This is a genomic window from Candidatus Burkholderia verschuerenii, from assembly GCF_001189365.1.
Lineage (GTDB): Bacteria > Pseudomonadota > Gammaproteobacteria > Burkholderiales > Burkholderiaceae > Caballeronia > Caballeronia verschuerenii.
Map to the genome: position 1 here is coordinate 12,994 of NZ_LFJJ01000037.1, position 21,353 is coordinate 34,346.

Below are 21,353 nucleotides of genomic sequence, written 5' to 3' on the forward strand. Positions count from 1 at the left end.
AGCACTCCCCGGTGAGCTCCGGGGAGTTTTTCTTTGAGGGCCATGCTATGCAACCGCAACACCACAATGGAACGAACGGCGTCGATTCTGGCGTCCTGTCGAAAATGCCGATGGAGTACGGCGAGGCGCGTCCCGCGAAGGATGAGCGCGCAACGTCGCTGCTGACGTATCTCGGCGAAGGGCTCGGCGAGTTCATGGACGATCCTGAGATAACCGACATTACGATCGACTATCCCGGTATGGTCGGCACGCTCGCGTCGGACGGCTGGATTTTTCACAAGCGCGAGAACATTACCGAGCACTGGTGCCGCAACATCGCGTATGCGCTCGCGAGCTATCGCAAGCAAAAAATCAGCGAGGAAAAGCCGCTGCTCGGCGGCACGTTGCCGAATGGCGAACGCGTAGCAATCGCGCTGCCGCCCGCAACGCCTGCCGGCGAAGTGTCCATTTCGATCCGCAAGCCTTCGCGTCGCCGGCTGTCGATCAAGGAGATTGAGGCGGGCGGTGCATTCGAAGATACGATCTGCGAGTACGACACGACCGAAGAGCAACAGAAGCAAATCCGCCTCGCGCCCGAAGAGTACGAACTGTGGGATCTCTTCATTAAGCGGCGCTTTGTGGAGTTCATCGAACGCGCTGTCGCTGTCTACCGAAAGAACTTCATCGCCTCCGGCGCAACGGGTAGCGGCAAGACGACGATCGGTAAAGCGATCGCCGACTTAATCCCTGCGAACGAACGCCTTATCACGATCGAGGACACGCCTGAAATGGATCTGCCGGTGCATCCGCACCGCGTCCACCTGTTCTACAGCAAAGGCGATCAGGGCGTTTCCAAGGTCACGGCGAAAGACCTGCTCGAAAACTGCCTGCGGATGAAGCCCGATCGCATCCTGCTTTCCGAGCTCCGATCGGATGAGGCGTATTACTACCTGCGCAACGTGAATAGCGGGCATCCCGGCTCGATCACGACGATTCACGCTGATTCCGCGCCGCTCACGTTCACGCAATTGCTGCTGCTCATCAAGGATAGCCGCAGTGGTGGCGGCATGACGAATACAGAGATTTATGCGCTGCTGCACGCGCTGGTCGATGTCGTCGCGCACTTCAAGTTTGACACCGTGAAGCGCAAGCGCGTCTGCACTGGCATCTATTTCGATCCGTTCAAGAAGAGGATGGCGATCCGTGGCTAAAGCTCTCCGCATACTGGCCGGCATCGTTCTAACGGCCCTCTTCCTGGGCCTCATGTTCGGCTATCTGTCGAGCGCGCTTTTCGTACTGCTGTACACGCTCAAGTTCGACGTGCATCAGGTCGGCTTGCTGCGAACGTTCGAGTATGCGCGCTACTACTGGACTGACAACGCCGTGAAGTGGCGTTTGATCGTATCGTGGGCTATCGCCGGCCTCATAGTGGTCATGCCGATCGTTGGCATGATCGCAGTGGTGATTCGCAAGCTGCTGACCGGCGAAAAACTGTTCGGCGATGCTAAATGGGCGACGCCGCAAGAAGTGCAGGAATCCGGCCTGCTCGGCGAGCGCGGCATCATCGTCGGCAAGTACAAGGGCCGGTATCTGACGTTCGACGGCCAACAGTTCGTGCTGCTCTATGCGCCTACGCGATCCGGCAAGGGCGTCGGCGTCGTGGTGCCGAACTGTCTGAACTGGCCTGATTCGCTGGTCGTGCTCGACATTAAGCCCGAGCTCTGGCGTATCGCGTCGGGCTTCCGTCGCAAGCATGGGCACGAGTGCTACCAGTTCTCGCCGCTCTCGCCGAATACGCATCGCTGGAATCCGCTGTACTACATTTCGGACGATCGAAACAGGCGCATCACGGACATTCAGCAGATTGCAAATATGCTGGTTCCCGATCGTCCGGGCGTCGATCCGATCTGGACGGCCACGCCTCGCAAGCTGTTCCTCGGCGTCGTGCTGTACATGCTCGAAACGCCGGGCGTGCCGGTGACGCTCGGCGAATTGCTGCGGCAGCTTTCGACGGCCGAAGATACGGCGAGCTACTTCGCCCGCATCATCAACGAGCGCGAAGGCTCCGACAACGAGCTTAGTTTCGCTTGTACGCAAGCGCTCATCAGCTTCATCGGCATCGAGTCGGAGAAAACCCGTTCGGGCGTCAAGGAATCGCTCACGTCCACGCTGGAACTGTGGGCGAACCCGACAATCGACGCGGCGACGAGCGAGAACGATTTCGACTTGCGCGACCTTCGCAAGCGTCGCATGAGCGTGTTCCTGAGCCTGAAACCTGCGCAGCTTGAAATGCTCGCTCCGGTCATCAACCTGTTCTATCAGCAGGTGTTCAACCTGAACACCGAACAGATGCCCGAAGACAATCCCGAGCTCAAGTATCAGGTGCTTTTCGTCAACGACGAGTTTCCCGCCATCGGCAAGATCAGCATCGTGGCGAAGGCAAACGCGTACATCGCCGGCTTCAATCTGCGCCTGCTCACGATCTGTCAGAGCCCGGCGCAAATCCGCTCCGTCTATGGTGCCGACGATGCCGAGAGTTTCTTCGATAACCACGCGCTCGAAATCCTGTTCCGGCCGAAGAACAAGAAAATCGCGAAGGAAATTTCGGAGAACCTGGGGACTAAGACGATCGACGTTACCTCGAAGAGTCGCCCGCACTTGGGCGGCAAAGGTGGGTCGAACAGTACGTCGCAGCAGGGGCGCGCGCTCATGCTCGCGCAAGAGCTCCGCAAGCTCGGCACGAAGCATCAAATCATCTTCTACGAGGAAATGGATAACCCGCTGTGGTGCGACAAGGTGCGGTACTACAAGGATCGCAATTTCAAGTCGCGTCTGTTGCCAGCGGCAACGGTGCCGGTGCTCGATCTGTCGGGCGTGCAGGCGCGGCAGGACGAGTTGCAGGCGCAGTACAAGGCGCAGCGCGAAGAGGCAGAAGCCGCAGAAGCCGCGGCCGATGCCGAGGCAGGTCAACCCGAGTACGTCGAAGTCACGCTCGACAACCTCGACAAGATCATGGCCGAGTCGCACACGATCAGCCTCAACGATCTTGAGCTCCCCGACGAGCTCAAGGAGCAACTACCCGAAACGATTGCGAGCGAAGAAGAAGTCGATGAGCTCGTCAATCTCTTTTTGGCGGAAGCCGAAGCATAAGGAGTCACGCAAATGGCAGATTCGATCGAACACAACGGCAATCGCGTTACCTCGATTCGCTTCGAGCGAAGCATGAGCCCGGACGGCTCGACGCCGACGTACAACCTCCGGTTTTTCGACGGTCGCAGGATCGTCGATCGCGCCGAACGCCTCTCGTCTGAGGCGACGGCGAAGCTGCTCGGCGATGAGAATTTTCGCGCGATGAACGCACTTGCGCCTGATCCGCACGGCGAGACTTCGGGCGTACTCAAGGGCGATAGCCTGAATCCGATGCAACCCTCGCAGTTCACGCCCGCAGGTATGCCGGCCTCCCCTGCCGCCAACGTGACGGCCGCAGCAGCGGCCAACGAGGCGAACGCGAAGAATGCGGCCAACGACAACACCATCGAGCCCGATCGCGAGCTCGATAAGGACGTGAAGCAGTGGGTCGAGAAGCGATGGGGCGAGCGCTCGTCTGCGCCGGCCGCGCCGGTCAATGACGATCCGTTTGCAGCCGAGTCCTCGAACTCGGTCGCGGACGTGAATTCGACGCTCGATGCCGGCGACGCCAACGTGCCGCAGTACAAGCGCGTCCAGCGCGAAAAACTGATGACGCCGGTTCCGTCGCATATTGCCCGGCGCTTCGCGCAAGGCAACAAGAATCAGTATTTCTTCGATCAGCAACGGCAAAAACTCGCTTTCGTGGACAGGGGCTTGCGTCTGGAAACGAAAGACGCGTCGCCCGTCGTCGCCGAATCGCTCGTCGAGATTGCGATGGCGCGCGGGTGGGAAACGCTTCGCGTGAAAGGCTCGAAGGATTTCCGTCGCGAAGTGTGGCTCGCGGCCGAGCTCGCGGGCGCGGAAGTCGTGGGCTATGACCCGACCGAAGCCGACAAGGAAATGCTCGAGCGCAAACTCGAAGAGCGCGGGATGCCGAAGCGCGAGGCCGCGCAGCGCGCGCACGTGGATCTGAATGCAGTTGAGCCCGCAGGCGCCGAACTGGAGAAACCCGGCGAGAAGCCCGTAGGAGCGGCCGGCAAGAAGCGGGCGACACCGGAAGCCGCAGAAGAGCTCGCGACCGCCGCAGCGGGCGTTGTCGCGGGCCGGGTGTTGGCTCACGGTGCGGCACGCTATCAGCATGACGAGCGCAATGACGAAAGCTATTTCGTGCGCCTCGAAATGGCGGACGGCAAAGAGCGCGAGGTGTGGGGCAAAGACCTCAAGCGCGCGATGCGTGATGCGAGAGCGGACGTGGGCGACAACGTGACGTTGAAGCGCACCGGGCAAGAGCCGGTTGTCGTCAAGGAAGCGGTACGCGACGACAAGGGCGCAGTGGTCGGCTCGCGCGCGAAGGATGCTGTACTCAACGGATGGAGCGTTGAGAAAGCGCGCGACTTCCGCACGCTCGATGCGTCGCACTCGCTCGCCAAGCATCCCGATCTGCTCGGCGCACATGCCACGATGGCAACGACCGTCAAGGCGCTGGCGAACAAATATCCGAACATGGCCGGCAAGATTGAAGAGCGGTTCCGCGAAGGACTCGCGCAGCGCATCGAGCGCAACGAGCCGATTACGCCGCCGAAGGTGAGCTCGACCAAGGTCGAGCAACGGCAGGAACCGAAGCAACAGCAACGCCCGTCGCCGGCGCAGGAACGATCGGAGCGCACCCCGTCGCGTGGCCGTGAGGCCGAACGGTAATCGGGAGACGAGAATATGGCAACGACGAAACCTCAACCGAAAGCGCAAACGACGGAGCGGCCGGAACCGAAAACCCGCAGCGGGCATATCACGCACGTAACGGTCGCGAACGGCTCGCGCAACCTCGATGGCCCGATGCCGGGCCGTGGCGAGCGCGTAACGCTTCACTCACTGCCGCCGCGCGGCGTCCCGAGTGGCGCGTATCGCCTCGATACGGCGTCGCCGGCTGTCATCAAGGGCGGCGAAAGCTACGTCGGTGCCGTCGTCCACAAAGACGATCGGCACGTATTCCAGTCGGTCGGCACGAAGGTCGTGCGGCACGATCTTGACCGCTTCGATTTCAACAAGGTGCCGGCCCTTGGGGAAACGAAGCGCATCGACTACCTGCTTGGTCGAGCTCGCGCACATTCACTCACGCGCGAGAACGAGGCCGAGCGATGAATCGCAACCTGATTGAAGCCATGCCGACGATGGACGAGCCAAGAGTAATTTTCGAAGGCTCACCCTCGCAAGTGGTCAATCTGCCGACGATGATAGGCAACGTGCTCGCGGCGGTTGTGGTGCTCGTCGCGGCGCACTTCGCGGAGTTGCGCTGGCACATTACGCCGCTTGTCGGCCTCGTGCCTGCGCTCCTGCTCGTTCTGCGCGCGCTCTTCGTCTGCCTGCAAACGGCGTTCGTCGAAATCAGGATCGACGTTGAGCGCATCACGTACCGGCAAGGCATCTTGAACAAGGAAGTGTCGAGCCTCGAACTGTTTCGCATCCAGCATGTGACCTCGTTTCATCCGTGGTGGGAGCGTCCTTTCGGTGTCGGCACGGTCATCGTGGCGACGAGCGATTCAGACGCACCGCGCTGGCGTCTCGCCGGCCTGCCGGATGCCGAAAGCCCTGCGCTCTGACCTGAACCGCGCAGCGATCGCCCTGCGCGACCGCAAGGGCATCCGCGAAGTCAACATGGGGCGCGTATGAGCCGTCGCAAGAAAACCCGCCCCGGCCTACTTACGCTCGCCTCTCGCGGGCCGTGGTGGTTCGGCGCGTCGATCGCCACGGCGATCCTTGCCGCCGAAGCGCTCGCGGCCTCTGTCTCGGCACGCACCGGCCCGCTCGGTGTTGCCCTTGCCGTCGTCCAGTCCAAGCCGGTCGCGTTACTTGCGATCGTGCTTGCCCTGCTTTTCTTCGGCGCTTCGATCGTGGCCGCGCTGCGTGGTCGCGATCGAGCGAAGCTGCTCGACGTGCAGCGCGACCTAAATAGCCTCAAGGCGCTCGACTGGCGACAGTTCGAGCGCCTTGTCGCGGAAGCGTACCGCCGCCTTGGTTATCGCGTGCGCGTGACCGGCCAGGGCGGTGCCGATGGCGGCGTCGATCTCATCCTCACGCGCGGCGCGGAAAAGGTCATCGTCCAATGCAAACAGTGGCAATCGACAAGCATCGGCGCATCTGTGGTGCGTGAAATGTTCGGCTTGATGGCGCACCACAAGGCAACAGCCGTCGCGATTGTCTGCACTGGCAAATTCACTCGCGACGCCGCCACGTTTGCGGCTGGCAAGCCGATCGAGCTCGTAACTGGCGATGCACTCGCCGAGCTCGTCGAATCGGTGCGGCGTGGCGGTGTCTCCCCGGCGCGTGCGCGCCCTGTGAAGTCGAACGGCGCGCACGCGCCCCGTACCGGCCGGAAGCCGACTTAGGTATATGCAATGAAGAAAATCATTCTCGCCGTCGCAGCGCTGGCAACCTCCGGCCTCGTCCTCGCGCAAACTCAACCCGTAACGCCGGCAGCGCCGGCCCCTGACGCAGCACAACAATTCACGCAGGCCCAACTGTCGATTCTTCATCAGGACTTGCAGCAAGTCGTCGGCGAGCTGGCCGCTCGCGCGCCCTCCCAAGACCCGTTCTCGTTCTGCTACTTCAAGAACGAGGCGTATTCACTTGGCTCGGTTCGTGACGGGCTTGTATGTGAAAAGACCGGCGTTCACTGGAATACGCCTGACGGTGAGGATCGGAGGATCGCAAGCGTAGCGATCCGCTTCGCTGGATTCCGGCGAACCCGAAAGCGCGTCGCAGCGATAGCTAATTTTCCCGGCGCGTGCGCGCCCCGTTGCGGCCGGTAGCCGTCGAGCGTAGGTGAATCATGGGTGAGTGGAAGCAGAACAGCGCATACGGCTGGTCGCATCCGAGCGGATGGGAAATCGGCCGCTATCTCCAGAACGGCGAGGAAATCTTCATGCTCTGGCACGGTGGAGAAACGCAGGGCCGTTTCGCCACGCTTGAAAAGGCAATCGGTCGGCACGCGGAGCTCGTACCGCAATCGACGCACACGTAACGACCTCGGTAGCTCATTCCGGCTCGCATGGCCCTCGGAATTTGGGCCGGAATCTTTGGACCGCTTCGGCGGTCCTTTTTTTCGCGTATCCAGCTTCGCAAAAAAAACCGGCGCATGCGCCGGTTGAATGTCCGGCCGTTCCGAGGGTTGGCACGAACCTGAGAGAACTACATAGTACGAGAATCACCGCGAATCAGTCTGCCGAATTGGGCCAAAAAGCCCTTTTATTTGCGCACATTATCTCGGTGCGAAAGTGCTCGCCAAATGCCGTTAACAAGGAGCACCCACACAAGAGGAAACGATGTGTAATGAAAGTACGGGGCATATGATTGCCAGCGGCTGGCAACGCGTCGGCCCATATGAATTTGTCCACCCGACAGGATGGACAATCAAAAATCGAATTATCAGGGGCAAGCCCGTCTGGACGCTTCAATGTGGATTTCGCTCCGAAGGCTCGTTTCCATCTTCGGACATTGCAATGGAGCGGCACGCGAACATAGTTGAATCAAGCTCGCTTTAGCTCCGCCCCCAAACCCGCTGAAACGTTTTGCGCTTGGCGCGCGAGTCCGAGAACGACCTGACGACACGCCTCGGCGTCGCTTCTTGCCCGGTGCGCGGTATCGCTCGCCGGCACTGTAGCGCCGGCAATTCCTATCGCGGTGCCGAGACTCGGCCAGCGCCCCGCATTCAGCCCGGTCAATAATTCCATCGTGCATTCGGCCTGAAAGACCGCGAGCGCGACGCCGTATCGAAGGCTCGTTTGCCGCATCATGCGTTTGTCGAAGTCGGCATGGTGAGCGACAACGAGCCTCCCGGCGAGAAGCCGCGCGACGTGCTCGCAAACGTCCGACCATGCCGGCGCGTTCGCTACGTCCTGCTCGGTAATGCCGTTGATAGCCGTCGATTCAGCGGGTATGGGTTGCGTCGGCTTGACTAGCGTATTCAGCAGTACCGTCCCGTCGTGGTCGAGAATGGCAACCTCGATAATCTCGGCGTGCTCATCGAGCCCGGTTGTCTCGGTGTCAAAAAAAAGCGGCGACCGCGTAAGCAGGTCAGCCGCATACGAGCATATCGCCCGCTTCTCTTCTTCCCATTGCTCGCGCTCGTCTCGCGCCTCGCACTCATAGCAGCGGCCGCGATTGCGATCGAGCTCAAACTTGTCCGTGCGCATGCCACACACCGCGCATAGTGCGGTTCCTACAAGCGTGCGGCCGATGGACAGCGCCGCCGCCTGCGCGGACGACAACTCGCGACGCGGGCGCATCGGTATCGCCTCGGCTGGATCGTAGAGCGTCACGTAGCCGTGGCCTTGCCAATAGAAGCCGGCCGCGCCTTGCTTCGGTGCGGGCTTCAACCGCTCCTGTTTCAACTCCGTCTTGGTACGCAAATGGGCCGGCGCTGCCGCCCTGTTCTTGTAGTTCATCGGGTTGCCCTCTCTAGGCGCGTGACTAATCGCGGTCGTAGTCCTTGTCCGGGCGCGGCTGCGGCTTCGTCGTCGGCTTCGGTGCGGTCGGACTCTGTGCGCCTTGCTCGTTTCCGGCCTGCTTCTCGGCCTGCGCCGCACGCTTGCGCACAACGTCCCGCATACGCTGCTCAAGCTCTTGCTGTTGCGTGAGCGGTGCAGGCATGTCGCGCACGAAGGCACGCACTTGGCGCGCGAGCTCCGCGTCGCCCGGCTCTGCGCTCTTGTCGAGCACGTCGGCGAGCGCTGTCCAGCCAGCGCGAATCGTCGTCTGCCGATCGGCGATGCGCTGCTCCCACGGTCGCGCGTCGGTGCGATTGTCGAGTACGACGCGTGCAGCCTCGCGAATGGCCGACTCCTTGACCGTCGATCGGTTTTCCTTCGCCGCCTGATAAACCGGCTGCCGCGTCGCCTTCTTTACGATGCCGCGCACGTTGCGGGGCGTTGCCGCCGCTTCGATACCTCGGGCGCGCAACTGCTCGGCGAACATTTCGCGCCACTCCTGCAACTCGGGGCGACCGTGGACGATCCTGCGCCCGTCCTTGCCTCGCGCCTTCACGGCCATGTGAACGTGCGGGTGCGGGGGCGCATCTTCGTCCGGGTCGGTTTCGGGCGTATGAAGCACGAACACGTATTCGTGGTTCGAGAATGCCTGCTTGGCGAATTCGCGCGCGGCCTCCTTCAAGCGTTCAGGATTGGTGCCGACTGGCATCGACAAGACCATGTTAACGGTCTGCTTGCCATTCGCGCGACGCTTGCCGATCTGCTGCGACCAGTGTTCGTGAAGCTCCTTCAACTCTTCGAGCCCCGAAAGAATCTCGCCCTCTTCGTTCTCTGCCTCGATCTGCCCGTTCCGCGTGATGTAGGTAAGGTGCGCCCACACCCGGCCCGTTTGCTTCCCGACACTGCTCACCTTCACCATGACTTCGGGAACCTTGCGCGTCACGCGGGCGATCGTGTTTTTCGCGCGTCTCGCCCTGCCATTGCTCGCCGAATTAGATCGACCAGGCAGGCCCGGCCGCACCTGATCCCCGGGCGGTGACTTGCCGCCTGCGGGGCCGTGTACGAACTCTTCGAGCGAGTCGAACATTCCGAGCGAGTCGAAGAGCGATTCGAGTGGCGTCGTGCTGGTCATTTGTCGAGCCCCCAACGATCCAAGTTCGTGTCCATGACGCGCGCAACATGCGCCCGGTGCTGTTTCAGGTCGGCGACAAGCGTTTCGATCGCTTCGAGCGTAACGCTACGCATGGCGTTTGGATCCATGTTGATGTTCCGCGCGATCTGATTCAGATTCCGGCCAACTGCGGCTATCTGCCTGTTGGACTCCATCAGCGTATCTAGCTCGGCAGTCGAAAACTGCGGCTCACGTAGAACGTGCGCGCGGATGAGATTGACGATCCAGGTAGTGCGATTCACGCCCTGCTGTTTCGCGCGTGATTCGACTTGATAGTGCTCGTCGGGCGTCAACCCGATATTGATTTGCTCGCGCTTCGGCTTCGCCTCGCGTACCGGACGCGGGGGCGGTGCCGGCTCGTCCCCGATCACGCGATCAATCACGACACGCAGCAATTGCGCCTCGTTGGCGTAGCCGTGTTTTTTCGCGGCGGCTGCGAATTTCGCCTTGGTCTCTTCCGAGACATAGGTTTGCAGCGACGGCTTTCTTGGCATTTGGCGATCCTTCTTAACCGGCTTCGACGCGCGAAAACTTTCGTCAACGAAAGTCGCGTTCGGAGCCCCCGCGCTTTGTGCCCGCCTATAATCAACGCCGTCGCTCATGGGCTTCGTCGAGATAGTCAGTGTGGGGCGTGGGAGCAAGCACTTTCGTCAACGAAAGTGCACCCTTGGGCTACATGCAATTGTAGCACAAACCATATCCTGCCTTAGAATACAACCTCCCACGCCACTTTCGTCAACTAAAGTCTGCCAGCGCCGTAGGCGCTTCGCGCTGCGGCCTCGCCCTCGACGGCTACGGCCGCTGCATCGTGTGTATTGCACATTACACATTCTCTGTATTGCGCAATACACACGTATGCGCGACAATCTGTATTGCGCAATACAGACATGAATGGAAGAGCCTGAATGGATGCCGCCGCCCTGAAACCGACTCCGCAAGCGTATGCCGAGCTTCAGCAGGCATACGATTTTTTCAACGAGGAAGTATTCGCGAACGAGCTTCCTGCGTGTCTCATCACGTTTCAGCGCGAACGGCGATCGTATGGCTACTTCGCAAACGAGCGATTTTTCGATCCGGCATCAGGTCAGGTGACAGACGAAATCGCGATGAATTGCAGGTATTTCGCGACGGTGCCACTCGTCGAAATCCTGCAAACGCTTGTGCATGAAATGGTGCATGTGTGGCAATTCCGCTTGGGCACGCCAAGCCGGAAGGGCTACCACAATCGCGAGTTCGCCGACAAAATGAAATCGGTCGGGCTCATGCCGTCCTCGACGGGCCAACCAGGCGGCAAGGAAGTCGGCCAGCATATGGCCGACTATCCGCTGCCGGGCGGGCCGTTCATCGTCGCGTGCGAAAAGCTGCTGCAAACGGCGTTTCGCATTACGTGGATGGATCGCTTTCCGATCCACCCGGAGCACGTGAGCACGCCGGAAGAGCTTGCCGGCGATCCATCAGCAGAAGCGCTCGTCGCGCTCGGCGCTTTCGATATTCCGGCAGAGAGCGATTCGCTCGACAGTGAGTCGCCCGCGACAGCGGGCGAGGCCGTTACGAATAACAGCAACCGCGTGAAATACACTTGTCCGGTCTGTGGCGACAACATTTGGGGTAAGAACAGTATTCAGGCGGGCTGCTTCAAAACCGACGAGTGCAAGGGGGCTAGGTTCGAAGCGCAGTAGGACACTCGTTCGCGCTCCCGCGCAAACAGGCCCGCAAGGCTGCTTTCAGGGGCGAGGGCGTTGCCCTCGGGGGCGGCTCCCGCCGCTCGGCGCGAGCGCGGAATCGGTGGCGTCGTACTGCTCGACCCAATCGACAAGCTCGCGCAGGGTGTCTTTGTCGGGCTGCTCGGCGAGCGTGCGTAGCACGTGCCCGTAAAAATCGCCTTCCTTCGGAAACTCAATGCCGCGAGCACGGAGAAACCCGGCTGCGATCCGCAGCCGGGCTTTCGCGCGCTCTGAAAGCGGCTGTGGCGTTGTCACTGAAAGCCCTTGGCGAGCGCAATGAGCAAGGGCTCAAGCGTGCTGTATTGCTCGGGCGTGATGCCGATTTTCTCGGGCGACTTCTCCCGAATACACTGCAACAGATACAGCATGGATGCGCCCTTGGGGAGCGCGGTCAGCATGGCGCGCAGCGCGTCTTGCTGGCTCACATCGAGCGCGACACCGGCCAGGCGCGGCAGGAACCCGGTAAGGGCGTCGATCTGCTCGCGCTTGTCCGGGCCGAATCCTACGGTAGTTGCCGCACCGAAGGCGGGCAGGGCGACGGCCTCGCCGTTCGGGTCGAGCCGCATCAGCCGTAGGGCGTCCGTGTTGTCGAGCAACGCGCGCGCTACAGCGTGCGTTGCATGCGCGTATACGCCGTCGTCGGCGAGGCCAAGCAGCGCGGACGCGGCGCGGCGAGCTTGCTCGTAACGCGCTGCGCCGTCGTCGGCAGCGGTATCGGCTGAGACAAGTGCGAAACCGAATTTTCGAAGTTGGCGCACCGCTGCGGCCAACGCTTCGGCGCGATGTTCGAGCTCGGGTGTGTCGTGTTGATCCTGCATGTGTCAGCCCTCTTTGTGTGCGCGGTCGGCCTCGGCCCGCTCGGTCAGTGCCCTGTCTAACTCCGTGAGGTTGATCCGGTCGAGCGACGAGATAAAGTCATCGGGCAGGCCCGCGCGGCGCAAGACGTCGCGAGCTTTTCGTAGCACGCGCTCAATGCGCGTGACGTAGATGAATGCAACAACGAGCGAAAGCACGAACGCGCCCGCGCCGATCGCCTTAGCGACTCCCGGCAGCGGCGACGACCAAGCTGCGCCCGCCGCGTCGCGCTCAATGGTGGCGGCGAACTGTTGCAGGACAAGCAATGCAACGGCCCCGAACGCCACGCCTGCCAATACCCACGGATACCGGCGCTGCTTGAACCGGCGCATTGCCAGATACGCGGCCACTTGTTCCTGCTGGCCGTCGTTGAGTTCGAGCTCGCCCGGCTCTTTGGTGTGTTTGGTTCCCGCCATCATCAGTCGCCCACTTCGAAATCAGGATCGACAACATACGAGCCGCCTTTGCCGCAAACGGCGATAGGCTTCTCGCGGAGTGCCTTAAAAAAGGTGCGCGCCGAGATACAGCGCGTCGCCAGAAGGGTAAATGCAGCCCACGCGTAACGCATTGTTATGGCCTCCTAATCGGCACATTGCGGTGCTTGAACTTTTGCGAGCGCGTCATCGAGCTCGCGCGCGTTGAGGCTCTTGAACGTCTTGTAACGCCCAGCCTTGGTCAGCACAATTTCGTCCCATATGCCGAGCGTGTCCCGGTAAATCACGCGATGCTCGCGCAATTCCACGCCATCGCGGGCAATGTCCGAAAGCACGTTTTCAACGTCATTCGTGACGCTGCGGCCCTCGTCTTGATCGACGATGCAAACGACGTTGCCTCGTAGCTCATAAGTGAAAACGGCACGCGGTCCAAACAGGCTTTCGGTCATGTTCTTCGCCTCGCGGAGTTTGATATTGATCCGGCACACCGGCCCCACGCCGAACTGTACCGAAACAGGATCGGTGAGGGGCTTGCCGCAAATGCCGCACGTACACATGCGTTCCTCCTAGTCGCTATTCGCGGACGAGCATCATGCCGTTACCGGCCATCGCGGATAGCAACGTGTCGTAGCTCCACGAAAGCGCGATTGCACCGATGCCGACACCGGCCAGCAGAAGCCGCGTATGTAGCTCGGAGCCTGACATAAGCAACGTCACCACGAACGCGAGAAGCGACGCGTAGGAGATGATTTGGAGCGGCAGATGCACCAGCGGACGCAGCCAGAGAAGCGCGAAAAACAGCGCTTTGACCAGGCCGTACAGAAGGCGGGATTTCATCTTCATGCTGCACCTCGGGGCTATTGACCACACATAACCAATTATACCTGTTACAAGCATTAGTAACAAGTGCTTTTAACCACCTGTTACACTTTGCCGAACGCCTGTAACCCAAGCCCGACAAGGCTTTCCGCCCGGTACGGCTTCCCCCTTCTGCAAGCCAAACTCGGGCCGTTGAACACCTGTTGCGCATTGCACCGCGCCTCGTCCAGACGGCGCGATGCGTCTAGCTCTTAGCCGTGTGCGCAGGCATACGACAGGCACGCGCGCCACGCATCAAACACGGTGCGCTGTGGGGCCTGCTGCGGACAATCGCCATTGCTGGCCCGGCGAAAACGCCAGTGCGGTTCAGCTTCGGCGCGGCCTGCGTCGGACGGCACAACCTCCCAACCGTCCGCGACACATACCGCGATAACCCACGGATACGGCTCGACGTATGCGCGGCACTCGGCGGCGAGAGCGTGCGCAACCTCAACGGCGGCGAGCTCGGTTCGATAGCTGTCGTGCTCGATGCTTCGTCCATCGTTCCAGAGCTCGAACACTGTCCAACGTGCCGTGAGGGCGTCGGGGCCGTCGTACTGCGGCGTTGATAGCCCGTCCACGTCGGCGCACGGAAGAATCTGAAGCGCGGTAATAGCAAGGCATCGCATCGTTCCTCCCGTCCGGTTAGAAAGAAAAACCAAGCTGGCCGGTAGCGTCGGCGAACGCTTCGACCGGCTGCGTCGCGAGCTCCGCGAGCCAGGGCCGTTCATCCTCCACGCGTCGCACGCGGTAGTCGTCGCCAACCATGCACATGCCGTTGCTCATGTGCTCGGCGAGCATGGCTTCTGCTGCTTGCTTGACCGTTGCGCCGCCTGTCGGCGTGGCGAAGCAAGACCGATAGCCCGTCTGCGAGATAAAGGGCCGGTCGAGGTCAACCGCGCGAAACTCGAAATGCGTACTGCGCACGCCGAAACCCTCGCTCACGCTCACAAGTGCCCGCGTACCCTGCACGGTCGCGACAAACTCGCCCGCTTGGCCCCACTTCGGCGCGGTGCCGTCCGGTGCGCTGCACACCTTCCTTGCGATCACACCGCCCGCGTCCGGGCCTGCCATACAGCCGAAATAGGTCTTGCCGTTGAGCTTCCAGATTGCCGCCTCATAGCGAAGCGCCGCGGCCTCTGCCGCTCCGTCGTCGCACGCCAGTACGGCAGCGTCTATCGCGTCGATCGCCGCCATTGCCTCGCAAAGAATGCCGCCTCGATCCTCGGGCATCTGCGCTGCGATCTGCTCGGCCTTCGCTTCGCGCTCGTCGCGTTCATCCTTAATCGTCGTCATCTTTCGCACTCCTTCCTAATTGGCCCGGCGCTGTTGCAGGCCGGGCCGTGTTAGCCCTTAGCGTGCTGCCCGCTCCGCCATGTCGCGGAAGATTTGCGCGTAAAGCTGATTAGGAAACTCGGCGATGACTTCCAACGCGTCCGTACCGATGCGCCTGCCGATAACGCGATGCGCGGTCACGGTGCCGTGCTGCGTGCTGATGGGTGCCTCGTCCTTGAAAAACAGGCTGTAGTGCTTCAAGTCGTCGGCGGATGAGAAGTAGAACAGGACGGGGTTTAGCGTGTCCATGTTCCGAAAGAAAGGTGCGTTCATGCTCTGTCACTCCTGCTAGTTGAGGGTCGAGCCGGAAGCGGTTGCCGCCGCTTGGTTCCGGCTATCGCTGCGCCGTACTGCCGTGCGCCTCGATGTATCTATTATCGGCGAACGTCGGCCCAAAGTCAATATCAGTCAATATTAAATGCTAAATGTATTTACCTGTGACGGCACATGAAAAACGGCCCGCGTGGGGCCGTTCGTGCTTGCGGGTAAGATCACCCTAGCAGGTGTTGCGCGGCAAGCTCCCACGCCTCGCCCTCGGTGTCGGCAAGGGGGATTTTGCAGACTGGTTCTACAAGGTCAGACGCTGCGAGCGCAGAGACAAACCATTGTCTTTGCACGGCCTCGGTGAGCGGCTGGCCTTCGCGGTCTGTCTCGTACACGTCGCCCATGCGATGCACTGCAATTCCAAGGTCTAGCAGCGCTTCGTATCTCTCACGATCCAACATAGCGCGTCCCTCCTTACTTGCCCGCGTCAATGCGGGCCTTCGCGTCTGCTGCCAACTGGCGCACCTGGGCCGCGAGCTCGGGCGGTAGCCATACCTCTACCTGCTCCCAATCTGCCGGGATTTCGCGCGCGATGGCCTGCACGCTCTTTACGAGCGAGTTAACCCGTTGTTTGGTCAATCCGCTTTCGTTCGCGGCCTCCACCTGTGAAAGCCCGTCAACGAGCACGCGCCGCGCGACTTCAACGTTACCGACCGTCATTCGTTTAAGGCGCGGCATAAGCGCCTTGAACTCCTTCGCCGTCATTTTTTCTGCTGCCATGATGGTTCGCATGGTTGATTGTCTGAGGCTCGGAATTATCCGCTTGCGGTCAATACCGGTCAACGGCACGGCGCGTGCGCTGCTCATTGATCCACCTTCGCCATGATTACCGGATGGGTGAGGGTGGCGACACCCTTAAAACGCCAGTAGCGGCCCTGTCGCTTGACGAAAATTGTCGTGACATTGCCCGCGACAAATTCGCTCCACTTGAACGACTCCCCCCCGTTCCCGCCTCGCCAGTCGAGCGGCGGCAGAATGAACAGCGCGGCGTAATATTCCGCCTCGGTGATTTCCTCGGGCGTCGTGCTAAGTGCGCGCTCCTGCTGCGCAATAAACGCCGCTTCGTCGTCGATCACGACACCGGGGTAACGCTCGGCAAGCTGCTCAAGCGTTTCGCGCGTCCAGTTCGTGACGATTCGGCCGTCGTTGAGCTCAAGCGCGTAATCAATCGCGGTCGGCGTGCCGGGGATATAAAAAACCTTGTCCATGTCGTTCGCTCCGTGAGTCCCGATGGGAACTACCGGGCGGGTTGCCTCGCCCGGTAGCCTGCCGCGTTACGCGATCAGCTTGCGCATTTCGTCGGCCAGAACCCACAAAGCACGGTTCAACTTAACGTTTTGGTCGATGCCGGCAACCTCGCGCGTGGTCGTCGGGCGACCGTTCGCGTTGCGGCCACGAAGCCCGCCCTTGGTCATGTTCTCCTGCACTCGGTTAAAGGTTGTCCAGAGATCCGGGCGCGCGTCATCCATGCGACGCGGGCGCAGAATCTGCGTTTCGGTGACGGGGGCCGCGACTTCCTCGGTATCCCACTTGAGTTCAAGCGCTGCGCGAGCGAATGCCGTTTGCTGGCCTTCGGAAAGCGTGAGGGCTTGCATGCCTTCGCGTTGCTCGTCGGCTACCTCGAAGTTCTTCAAGACGCGGATTGCACCGTCGATCACATCGCCGACTACATCGCCCTTGTGCGGCACGCGCACCTCGCCGACGTTCTTCCCGCAAACCATGCCGTTTTGGCAGACAAAGCGAAACACGCCCGCCAACATTTGGTATGAGGAAGTGCCGTCGTGGCTGTTTAAAAGAATGATTTCGTTTGCTTCCTTGCCAATGATTTGGTCGGCATGGCGGAGACGAATCAGATGCTTCGTATGCTCGCGCTTGCCTTCATCGCGCACGCGGGTTTGTGCAACCATGAACGGCTGAAAGCCTTCGCGGCGCAGGCCGGTCAAGACTTCGATGGTCGGAATGTAGGTGTAACGCGCCGAGCGGCTGTCGTGCGCTTCTTCGGCAAAGATCGAAGGGGCAACCGTGCGGATTTGGTCATCCGTGAGCGGAACATGCGAACGGAGAACCGGGGCGGTGCGGCCAAACTTGGAAGCGAGTTGCATGGTAAGGACTCCTAGCTAGATTGGTGGAAAGTGAACCGGGAGCGGTTGCCGCCGCTTGGTTCCCGGTTATCGCTGCGCCGTACTGTGTAGCGCCTCGATGTATGTATTATCGGCGAAACCCGCCTCAAAGTCAATAGCGGTCAATAGAAAAGAATGAAAATATTTACTCGCCTTCTGGCATCAAAGCTGCTGCTCCGAGCGGCGAGTGTTGGGAGCGGGACGTGGCTTTTGGCCTAGACGGGCGCGCAAGCGACCGTCTCATTCTCTCGGGAGTGGAGCACGGCTAGGGCGCCTGGTGGCTCTGCTCGTCGGGGTCGGTCGGTCGCGGTAAGCCCGATCTGCTGCACGAACCGGCGCGGTCAAGGGGATCGTGGAATACCGCAGTCCGCGCAGCGGGCGAGGATATGCCGCGAAAGCCCCTTGACCGGAGAAGCCGGGGCGTGTGGCAGATTTAAGGGCGATAGCGGCCGACCGACCCCGACGAGCTACCTCGATCACGCGGAACGACCGGCAAGCCCCGCTAGGGGCGCGCAGCGCCGCTAGGCGCGGAGTAGGGCAGGGGAGGACACCCCGGAAAAGCAAAAGCCCGCAGCGCGGCAACGCTACGGGCTTTTTGGGCTTCCACCAATCTAGCAGGAGTGACGGAATAGCTTCCTGACAGTTTAGCTTACTCGACTGCTACAGACACGATCTGTTCGATTGTGCCGACCTCGATTTCTGTCTCGTGGCCGTCGTCCTCGTACTTGATCCATGCGAGGCCGTGCGTGCTCGGCACTTTCAGCAACAGGCGAGCGGGCCGGCCATCGTGGGTAACGTCGATGCCCGCAATCTTCGCCTTCGGCGGCTTGTGCGCCGCCGCGCCTGCGTCGCCGTTCATGCTCGCCGCGCTGCCGTGGCCGTCGTCGCTCTCGTTCGAGCTCGCCGCGCTGTTGTCGCCCGGTTCCTCCGGATCGTCGTTCGAGCTCGATGCGCTGCCGCTCTCGCTCGGGTACTCATCCAGTCCGCCATTGCCGCCGATTACGCCCGCCGATCCGCTGACGGTCGGCAATACCGTAGGCGGGCTAGGCGGCGTCGGCGGCTCCTTGAGCTCGGCGATGTACTTGCGTACCTGCGCCTGCGTGATTTCCTCGTTCTCGTCGCAGAATGCCGCGATTTCTTCGGGAAACTCTTCGTAGGCGCTACCAAGCTGGAGCAGGGCGGTCACGTCCTGCGACTTGCCTTCGCGAATCATGGCCGCGACCGGTTCGGGCAACTTCAACAGGCGAAGGTGGTTCGAAACATAGCTCGGCGACATACCAAGGGCTTGCGCAATGTCTTTCTTGCTCATGCCCTCCTTAACCTTCTCGTCGATCGAATGTGCAATGTCGAGCGGGTCAAGGTCGGCGCGCTGGATGTTTTCAACAAGCGCGTCGATGCCGTCGTGGTCGTCGTCGAGCACGGCGGGAATCGTCTCTTTGTTTCCCGCCATGACCGAACCGCGATAGCGGCGCTCGCCGTGGTTGATCTGATAGAACCCGTCGAGCTCGGTCGGCGCTGCCAGTCCCTTGCTCTCGTAGTAGAACGGCAAGCCCTTCGCCTCGAAGTGCGTCGCAACTTCTTCGGCACTGACCGCGTGAACCGAAATAGGCGACTTTACGCGGCGCTCACGAATCGACGCGGCAATGCGCTCCATCTTCTCGGGCGGAAACGTCGTGCGCGGGTTTTTGCCCGGAATGATCTTGTCGAGCGGGATTTCGAGCGGCACGCCCTTCGCAGCCTCGCCCGGCTGCTCGTTGAACGTCGCGAGATTACTGAGTGAAGTCAGATCCATTCTTAAAACCCTCCTACCTTGCTGCCGATCACATCGAACACTTCGCGCAGTTCCTTCGCCGCTTCGCGGGCCGCGCTCCTGTCAACCTTCCAGACCGGAATTCCGTGGTCGGCGGCATACGGGAACGCGGAGCGGTCGCCGATCTTTGCGCGCAATACGGTGTCCTTCTGGAACGTCAAAAGCTCCTTTAGGTGCTTGACCATTTCGCGGTCGTTCGCCTTGAACCTGACCGGCAACAGACCGATCAGCTTGAGTTTCGGATTCAGGTGCTGTTGCACCGCGCGAATCCGCGTGAGCATTTCATTCGCAACCGGCAGGGCGTAGGCGTCGATCGTGCAGGGCACGACAACATAATCGGCGGCGATCAGCGTCGCATTTGGCACCTTGCTATTTGAGCCCGGCGTGTCGATCACGCACCAATCGAAGCGGTCAGAAATCTCGTCAAGCCGCGCGCGCAGGTTCGTCGCCATTTCGGGCAAGATAACCTTGCGGTTGGCGTCCATCTTGATTTGGTCGTCCATCTTCTCGACCAGGCGCAAGTGGTCTTTGTCCGCAGAAAACAGCGTGATAGGACTGTCGCCGCCGTTCACCTTGACCGGCTCGCCGCCAAAAAACTGATACGCCCGGTTGCCTGCTTCGAACGCGCGCAGCGTATACGTGCTGCTCGATTGCTCGTCGGCGTCGATGAAAGCTACCCGCTTTTCGGCGAGTTCCGCGAGGCAAAACGCGAACTGAGTCGAGATTAACGACTTAGCCTGACCACCTTTCTGATTCGCGAACGCAATGATTTTCATCGCTGATCCTTTCTCAATTTGTCGCGCGCCGACTTCTCCATCTGTGTGACGACCTTCGCCATTTCGGGCGGCAGTAGAGCGCTCACCTTGATCCAGTCACTCGGGATAGCAAGCCCGGATTCCTGCTCGTAGTGCTTCTGAAAGTGCTTCCAAACGGCATTCACGGCATCGCCGATGCTTTGCTGTGTAACGCCGAGCTCGCGCGCAATTTCAGACTGCGTTTTGTCATTCACCAAGACCTGATAGGCCGCGTCAACGTTCCGTTGGCTCATCCGCTTCAAGCGAGGTTTGATGGCCTCAAATTCTTCCGGGGTTAGCTTTCGCTGGATTTTCATCAGTGATCCTTGCAACCCTGCCGGGCGCGGGAACACTCGGCAGGGCAGGGGGGTTATTTAACTTGCTGCGCCGCTACCCGTCCTCTTGCTGCTGCGCGAGCCTTTGCCCTTCGCCGGTGCTGCCCCCGATGCCGCGGCCGGTTCCTCGAATGCCCCGCCGTCGTCGTGGCCGTTGCCGTCGCTGTGGCCGTTGCTGTGGCTTTCTGCCGCGTCGCCTTCGCTCGACGAGCTCGACTGGCGCTTGCCGCCGACGAAGCTGAACTCCTCGAGCACGACTTCGGCCGTGGTGCGTTTAACGCCGTCCTCCGGCGTCCATTGGCGATAGCGAATCCGGCCCACGATGGCGACATTCGAGCCCGGCTTCGCGTGCTCAAGACGACGCGCGAACGAATCGCCGAACGCGACGATGCGGTGCCAGCAGGCCCGCGTTTTCCACTCGTTACCCTCCTTGTATGCCTCGTCGGTCGCGAGCGAAAAATTCACGACCGGATCGCCGTTAGGCATATAGCGCGTGTCGTCGATCTTGCCGATATTCCCTTCGAGAATGACCTTGTTAAGACTCATGACCGTGACTCCTTCCGAAAAGTGATTGACTTAGATGCCAACAACGGCGCTTGCATCCGAGGCGGATGCAGCCCCGAAAGGAGTGACGAAAACAACCAAAAGCGCCAGAATATAAAACATTGCTAACTCCCGATTTACCTTCAAACAGAGCGGCTACAGTTCCCGCTGCAACCGCCCCGACCCATACGGCAACTGCTTACCGTATGAATCAATTATACTTGTTACAGGCACTTGTGACAAGCATCGTTGTTTCGTTGTTACACTTTTTTCGCCCTCAAACTTTCGTCAACGAAACCCCGCTTGACGCAGCCGTGCGCCCTGGCGTACCGCCCCTCCCTGCAAGCCAAACTAGGGCCGTGGAATACCTGTGACGCGTCCGAGCGCATGCCGTCCGAAGCCCAACAGTCCGGGGGACTGTTGGGTGCGGCGGTAGCCCCCCGCCGTGGTAGCGGGCGC

29 protein-coding genes are annotated in these 21,353 nt (G+C 60.8%); 9 read left to right on the forward strand and 20 right to left on the reverse strand.

The features are described 5' to 3' along the window. Positions 1 to 47: 47 nt before the first annotated feature. From virB11 to BVER_RS09710, 8 genes are all read left to right on the forward strand, one after another. Positions 48 to 1,190 (forward strand): P-type DNA transfer ATPase VirB11, encoded by a 1,143-nt coding sequence (gene virB11 / locus BVER_RS09675; RefSeq protein ID WP_050453112.1) that lies wholly within the window; start codon positions 48 to 50, stop codon positions 1,188 to 1,190. After that, complete coding sequence (locus tag BVER_RS09680) at positions 1,183 to 3,129, forward strand: type IV secretory system conjugative DNA transfer family protein (RefSeq protein WP_157055988.1); 1,947 nt, start codon at positions 1,183 to 1,185, stop codon at positions 3,127 to 3,129. The genes virB11 and BVER_RS09680 overlap by 8 nt, the downstream gene beginning before the upstream one ends. Before the next feature lie 12 nt (positions 3,130 to 3,141). Continuing rightward, on the forward strand, positions 3,142 to 4,806 hold the full coding sequence (locus BVER_RS09685; protein ID WP_050453114.1) for an LPD7 domain-containing protein: 1,665 nt from the start codon (positions 3,142 to 3,144) through the stop codon (positions 4,804 to 4,806). A 15-nt stretch (positions 4,807 to 4,821) separates the two neighbouring features. Beyond that, complete coding sequence (locus BVER_RS09690; RefSeq protein ID WP_050453115.1) at positions 4,822 to 5,247, forward strand: KfrB domain-containing protein; 426 nt, start codon at positions 4,822 to 4,824, stop codon at positions 5,245 to 5,247. Then, positions 5,244 to 5,705, forward strand: coding sequence for a PH domain-containing protein (locus BVER_RS09695; RefSeq protein ID WP_232316471.1), 462 nt, complete (start codon positions 5,244 to 5,246; stop codon positions 5,703 to 5,705). The genes BVER_RS09690 and BVER_RS09695 overlap by 4 nt, the downstream gene beginning before the upstream one ends. 66 nt (positions 5,706 to 5,771) lie before the next feature. Next, the gene (locus BVER_RS09700) at positions 5,772 to 6,491 is read left to right on the forward strand and encodes a restriction endonuclease (RefSeq protein ID WP_050453116.1); all 720 of its coding nucleotides are present in this window, start codon (positions 5,772 to 5,774) and stop codon (positions 6,489 to 6,491) included. A gap of 9 nt (positions 6,492 to 6,500) precedes the next feature. Then, the gene (locus BVER_RS09705; RefSeq protein WP_050453117.1) at positions 6,501 to 6,914 is read left to right on the forward strand and encodes a hypothetical protein; all 414 of its coding nucleotides are present in this window, start codon (positions 6,501 to 6,503) and stop codon (positions 6,912 to 6,914) included. A gap of 20 nt (positions 6,915 to 6,934) precedes the next feature. Then, the gene (locus tag BVER_RS09710; RefSeq protein WP_050453118.1) at positions 6,935 to 7,126 is read left to right on the forward strand and encodes a hypothetical protein; all 192 of its coding nucleotides are present in this window, start codon (positions 6,935 to 6,937) and stop codon (positions 7,124 to 7,126) included. Positions 7,127 to 7,631: 505 nt separating this feature from the next. On the opposite strand, the gene BVER_RS09715 is transcribed toward BVER_RS09710, so the two are convergent. Genes BVER_RS09715 through BVER_RS09725 form a run of 3 tightly spaced genes read right to left on the reverse strand, consistent with a single transcriptional unit; the run spans position 7,632 to position 10,364 of the window. Continuing rightward, positions 7,632 to 8,549, reverse strand: a complete 918-nt coding sequence (locus tag BVER_RS09715; protein WP_050453119.1) for a 3'-5' exonuclease — start codon at positions 8,547 to 8,549, stop codon at positions 7,632 to 7,634. 25 nt (positions 8,550 to 8,574) lie between these two features. Next, the gene (locus tag BVER_RS09720) at positions 8,575 to 9,723 is read right to left on the reverse strand and encodes a relaxase/mobilization nuclease domain-containing protein (protein ID WP_050453120.1); all 1,149 of its coding nucleotides are present in this window, start codon (positions 9,721 to 9,723) and stop codon (positions 8,575 to 8,577) included. Continuing rightward, entirely contained in the window at positions 9,720 to 10,364 is a 645-nt protein-coding gene (locus BVER_RS09725) for a plasmid mobilization protein (protein ID WP_083452113.1), read from the reverse strand. Before BVER_RS09725 ends, BVER_RS09720 begins: the two co-directional genes overlap by 4 nt. A 303-nt stretch (positions 10,365 to 10,667) precedes the next feature. Between BVER_RS09725 and BVER_RS36635 the strand changes: the two genes are divergently transcribed. Further along, positions 10,668 to 11,441 carry a SprT-like domain-containing protein gene (locus tag BVER_RS36635; RefSeq protein WP_050453122.1) on the forward strand — a complete coding sequence of 258 codons (774 nt, stop codon included), beginning with the start codon at positions 10,668 to 10,670 and terminating at the stop codon, positions 11,439 to 11,441. 45 nt (positions 11,442 to 11,486) lie between these two features. On the opposite strand, the gene BVER_RS09735 is transcribed toward BVER_RS36635, so the two are convergent. The 17 genes from BVER_RS09735 to BVER_RS09810 form a co-directional block, all read right to left on the reverse strand. Further along, positions 11,487 to 11,741 (reverse strand): hypothetical protein, encoded by a 255-nt coding sequence (locus tag BVER_RS09735; RefSeq protein ID WP_050453123.1) that lies wholly within the window; start codon positions 11,739 to 11,741, stop codon positions 11,487 to 11,489. Next, positions 11,738 to 12,304 carry a hypothetical protein gene (locus BVER_RS09740; protein WP_050453124.1) on the reverse strand — a complete coding sequence of 189 codons (567 nt, stop codon included), beginning with the start codon at positions 12,302 to 12,304 and terminating at the stop codon, positions 11,738 to 11,740. Before BVER_RS09740 ends, BVER_RS09735 begins: the two co-directional genes overlap by 4 nt. A 3-nt stretch (positions 12,305 to 12,307) precedes the next feature. Beyond that, complete coding sequence (locus tag BVER_RS09745; protein ID WP_050453125.1) at positions 12,308 to 12,760, reverse strand: hypothetical protein; 453 nt, start codon at positions 12,758 to 12,760, stop codon at positions 12,308 to 12,310. Beyond that, positions 12,760 to 12,909 carry a hypothetical protein gene (locus BVER_RS31355; RefSeq protein WP_157055989.1) on the reverse strand — a complete coding sequence of 50 codons (150 nt, stop codon included), beginning with the start codon at positions 12,907 to 12,909 and terminating at the stop codon, positions 12,760 to 12,762. The genes BVER_RS09745 and BVER_RS31355 overlap by 1 nt, the downstream gene beginning before the upstream one ends. Positions 12,910 to 12,921: 12 nt before the next feature. Continuing rightward, entirely contained in the window at positions 12,922 to 13,332 is a 411-nt protein-coding gene (locus BVER_RS09750) for a DUF6011 domain-containing protein (protein ID WP_050453126.1), read from the reverse strand. Between the two features lie 16 nt (positions 13,333 to 13,348). Beyond that, positions 13,349 to 13,618 carry a hypothetical protein gene (locus tag BVER_RS09755; RefSeq protein ID WP_050453127.1) on the reverse strand — a complete coding sequence of 90 codons (270 nt, stop codon included), beginning with the start codon at positions 13,616 to 13,618 and terminating at the stop codon, positions 13,349 to 13,351. A gap of 227 nt (positions 13,619 to 13,845) precedes the next feature. Beyond that, positions 13,846 to 14,214, reverse strand: a complete 369-nt coding sequence (locus BVER_RS09760) for a hypothetical protein (RefSeq protein WP_050453128.1) — start codon at positions 14,212 to 14,214, stop codon at positions 13,846 to 13,848. 64 nt (positions 14,215 to 14,278) lie between these two features. Continuing rightward, the gene (locus BVER_RS09765) at positions 14,279 to 14,929 is read right to left on the reverse strand and encodes a hypothetical protein (protein WP_050453129.1); all 651 of its coding nucleotides are present in this window, start codon (positions 14,927 to 14,929) and stop codon (positions 14,279 to 14,281) included. Between the two features lie 57 nt (positions 14,930 to 14,986). Further along, on the reverse strand, positions 14,987 to 15,241 hold the full coding sequence (locus tag BVER_RS09770; protein ID WP_050453130.1) for a hypothetical protein: 255 nt from the start codon (positions 15,239 to 15,241) through the stop codon (positions 14,987 to 14,989). Positions 15,242 to 15,459: 218 nt separating this feature from the next. After that, positions 15,460 to 15,693 carry a hypothetical protein gene (locus tag BVER_RS09775; protein ID WP_050453131.1) on the reverse strand — a complete coding sequence of 78 codons (234 nt, stop codon included), beginning with the start codon at positions 15,691 to 15,693 and terminating at the stop codon, positions 15,460 to 15,462. 13 nt (positions 15,694 to 15,706) lie between these two features. Continuing rightward, positions 15,707 to 16,099 carry a TrfB-related DNA-binding protein gene (locus tag BVER_RS09780; protein WP_083452114.1) on the reverse strand — a complete coding sequence of 131 codons (393 nt, stop codon included), beginning with the start codon at positions 16,097 to 16,099 and terminating at the stop codon, positions 15,707 to 15,709. After that, positions 16,096 to 16,500 (reverse strand): hypothetical protein, encoded by a 405-nt coding sequence (locus BVER_RS09785; protein WP_050453133.1) that lies wholly within the window; start codon positions 16,498 to 16,500, stop codon positions 16,096 to 16,098. Before BVER_RS09785 ends, BVER_RS09780 begins: the two co-directional genes overlap by 4 nt. A gap of 66 nt (positions 16,501 to 16,566) precedes the next feature. Beyond that, positions 16,567 to 17,394 carry a DUF932 domain-containing protein gene (locus tag BVER_RS09790; protein WP_050453134.1) on the reverse strand — a complete coding sequence of 276 codons (828 nt, stop codon included), beginning with the start codon at positions 17,392 to 17,394 and terminating at the stop codon, positions 16,567 to 16,569. A gap of 667 nt (positions 17,395 to 18,061) precedes the next feature. Beyond that, entirely contained in the window at positions 18,062 to 19,204 is a 1,143-nt protein-coding gene (locus BVER_RS09795) for a ParB/RepB/Spo0J family partition protein (RefSeq protein WP_050453135.1), read from the reverse strand. A gap of 2 nt (positions 19,205 to 19,206) precedes the next feature. Continuing rightward, a complete protein-coding gene (locus tag BVER_RS09800) occupies positions 19,207 to 19,998 on the reverse strand; it encodes a ParA family protein (protein WP_050453136.1) in 792 nt (263 codons plus the stop codon). Next, positions 19,995 to 20,333 carry a TrfB-related DNA-binding protein gene (locus tag BVER_RS09805; RefSeq protein WP_050453137.1) on the reverse strand — a complete coding sequence of 113 codons (339 nt, stop codon included), beginning with the start codon at positions 20,331 to 20,333 and terminating at the stop codon, positions 19,995 to 19,997. The genes BVER_RS09800 and BVER_RS09805 overlap by 4 nt, the downstream gene beginning before the upstream one ends. 57 nt (positions 20,334 to 20,390) lie before the next feature. Next, on the reverse strand, positions 20,391 to 20,897 hold the full coding sequence (locus BVER_RS09810; protein ID WP_050453138.1) for a single-stranded DNA-binding protein: 507 nt from the start codon (positions 20,895 to 20,897) through the stop codon (positions 20,391 to 20,393). Positions 20,898 to 21,353: the final 456 nt, after the last annotated feature.

What these genes read in the sequence shown, in the direction of transcription:
- BVER_RS09790 (WP_050453134.1), bottom strand. Translation starts at nt 17,394, where the DNA reads ATGCAACTCGCTTCCAAGTTTGGCCGCACCGCCCCGGTTCTCCGTTCG.
- BVER_RS09765 (WP_050453129.1), bottom strand. Translation starts at nt 14,929, where the DNA reads ATGACGACGATTAAGGATGAACGCGACGAGCGCGAAGCGAAGGCCGAG.
- BVER_RS09810 (WP_050453138.1), bottom strand. Translation starts at nt 20,897, where the DNA reads ATGAGTCTTAACAAGGTCATTCTCGAAGGGAATATCGGCAAGATCGAC.
- BVER_RS09690 (WP_050453115.1), top strand. Translation starts at nt 4,822, where the DNA reads ATGGCAACGACGAAACCTCAACCGAAAGCGCAAACGACGGAGCGGCCG.
- BVER_RS09750 (WP_050453126.1), bottom strand. Translation starts at nt 13,332, where the DNA reads ATGTGTACGTGCGGCATTTGCGGCAAGCCCCTCACCGATCCTGTTTCG.
- BVER_RS36635 (WP_050453122.1), top strand. Translation starts at nt 10,668, where the DNA reads ATGGATGCCGCCGCCCTGAAACCGACTCCGCAAGCGTATGCCGAGCTT.
- BVER_RS09775 (WP_050453131.1), bottom strand. Translation starts at nt 15,693, where the DNA reads ATGTTGGATCGTGAGAGATACGAAGCGCTGCTAGACCTTGGAATTGCA.
- BVER_RS09780 (WP_083452114.1), bottom strand. Translation starts at nt 16,099, where the DNA reads ATGAGCAGCGCACGCGCCGTGCCGTTGACCGGTATTGACCGCAAGCGG.
- BVER_RS09695 (WP_232316471.1), top strand. Translation starts at nt 5,244, where the DNA reads ATGAATCGCAACCTGATTGAAGCCATGCCGACGATGGACGAGCCAAGA.
- BVER_RS09725 (WP_083452113.1), bottom strand. Translation starts at nt 10,364, where the DNA reads ATGAGCGACGGCGTTGATTATAGGCGGGCACAAAGCGCGGGGGCTCCG.
- virB11 (WP_050453112.1), top strand. Translation starts at nt 48, where the DNA reads ATGCAACCGCAACACCACAATGGAACGAACGGCGTCGATTCTGGCGTC.
- BVER_RS09800 (WP_050453136.1), bottom strand. Translation starts at nt 19,998, where the DNA reads ATGAAAATCATTGCGTTCGCGAATCAGAAAGGTGGTCAGGCTAAGTCG.
- BVER_RS09785 (WP_050453133.1), bottom strand. Translation starts at nt 16,500, where the DNA reads ATGGACAAGGTTTTTTATATCCCCGGCACGCCGACCGCGATTGATTAC.
- BVER_RS09710 (WP_050453118.1), top strand. Translation starts at nt 6,935, where the DNA reads ATGGGTGAGTGGAAGCAGAACAGCGCATACGGCTGGTCGCATCCGAGC.
- BVER_RS09715 (WP_050453119.1), bottom strand. Translation starts at nt 8,549, where the DNA reads ATGAACTACAAGAACAGGGCGGCAGCGCCGGCCCATTTGCGTACCAAG.
- BVER_RS31355 (WP_157055989.1), bottom strand. Translation starts at nt 12,909, where the DNA reads ATGCGTTACGCGTGGGCTGCATTTACCCTTCTGGCGACGCGCTGTATC.
- BVER_RS09685 (WP_050453114.1), top strand. Translation starts at nt 3,142, where the DNA reads ATGGCAGATTCGATCGAACACAACGGCAATCGCGTTACCTCGATTCGC.
- BVER_RS09740 (WP_050453124.1), bottom strand. Translation starts at nt 12,304, where the DNA reads ATGCAGGATCAACACGACACACCCGAGCTCGAACATCGCGCCGAAGCG.
- BVER_RS09795 (WP_050453135.1), bottom strand. Translation starts at nt 19,204, where the DNA reads ATGGATCTGACTTCACTCAGTAATCTCGCGACGTTCAACGAGCAGCCG.
- BVER_RS09745 (WP_050453125.1), bottom strand. Translation starts at nt 12,760, where the DNA reads ATGATGGCGGGAACCAAACACACCAAAGAGCCGGGCGAGCTCGAACTC.
- BVER_RS09720 (WP_050453120.1), bottom strand. Translation starts at nt 9,723, where the DNA reads ATGACCAGCACGACGCCACTCGAATCGCTCTTCGACTCGCTCGGAATG.
- BVER_RS09700 (WP_050453116.1), top strand. Translation starts at nt 5,772, where the DNA reads ATGAGCCGTCGCAAGAAAACCCGCCCCGGCCTACTTACGCTCGCCTCT.
- BVER_RS09805 (WP_050453137.1), bottom strand. Translation starts at nt 20,333, where the DNA reads ATGAAAATCCAGCGAAAGCTAACCCCGGAAGAATTTGAGGCCATCAAA.
- BVER_RS09770 (WP_050453130.1), bottom strand. Translation starts at nt 15,241, where the DNA reads ATGAACGCACCTTTCTTTCGGAACATGGACACGCTAAACCCCGTCCTG.
- BVER_RS09755 (WP_050453127.1), bottom strand. Translation starts at nt 13,618, where the DNA reads ATGAAGATGAAATCCCGCCTTCTGTACGGCCTGGTCAAAGCGCTGTTT.
- BVER_RS09705 (WP_050453117.1), top strand. Translation starts at nt 6,501, where the DNA reads ATGAAGAAAATCATTCTCGCCGTCGCAGCGCTGGCAACCTCCGGCCTC.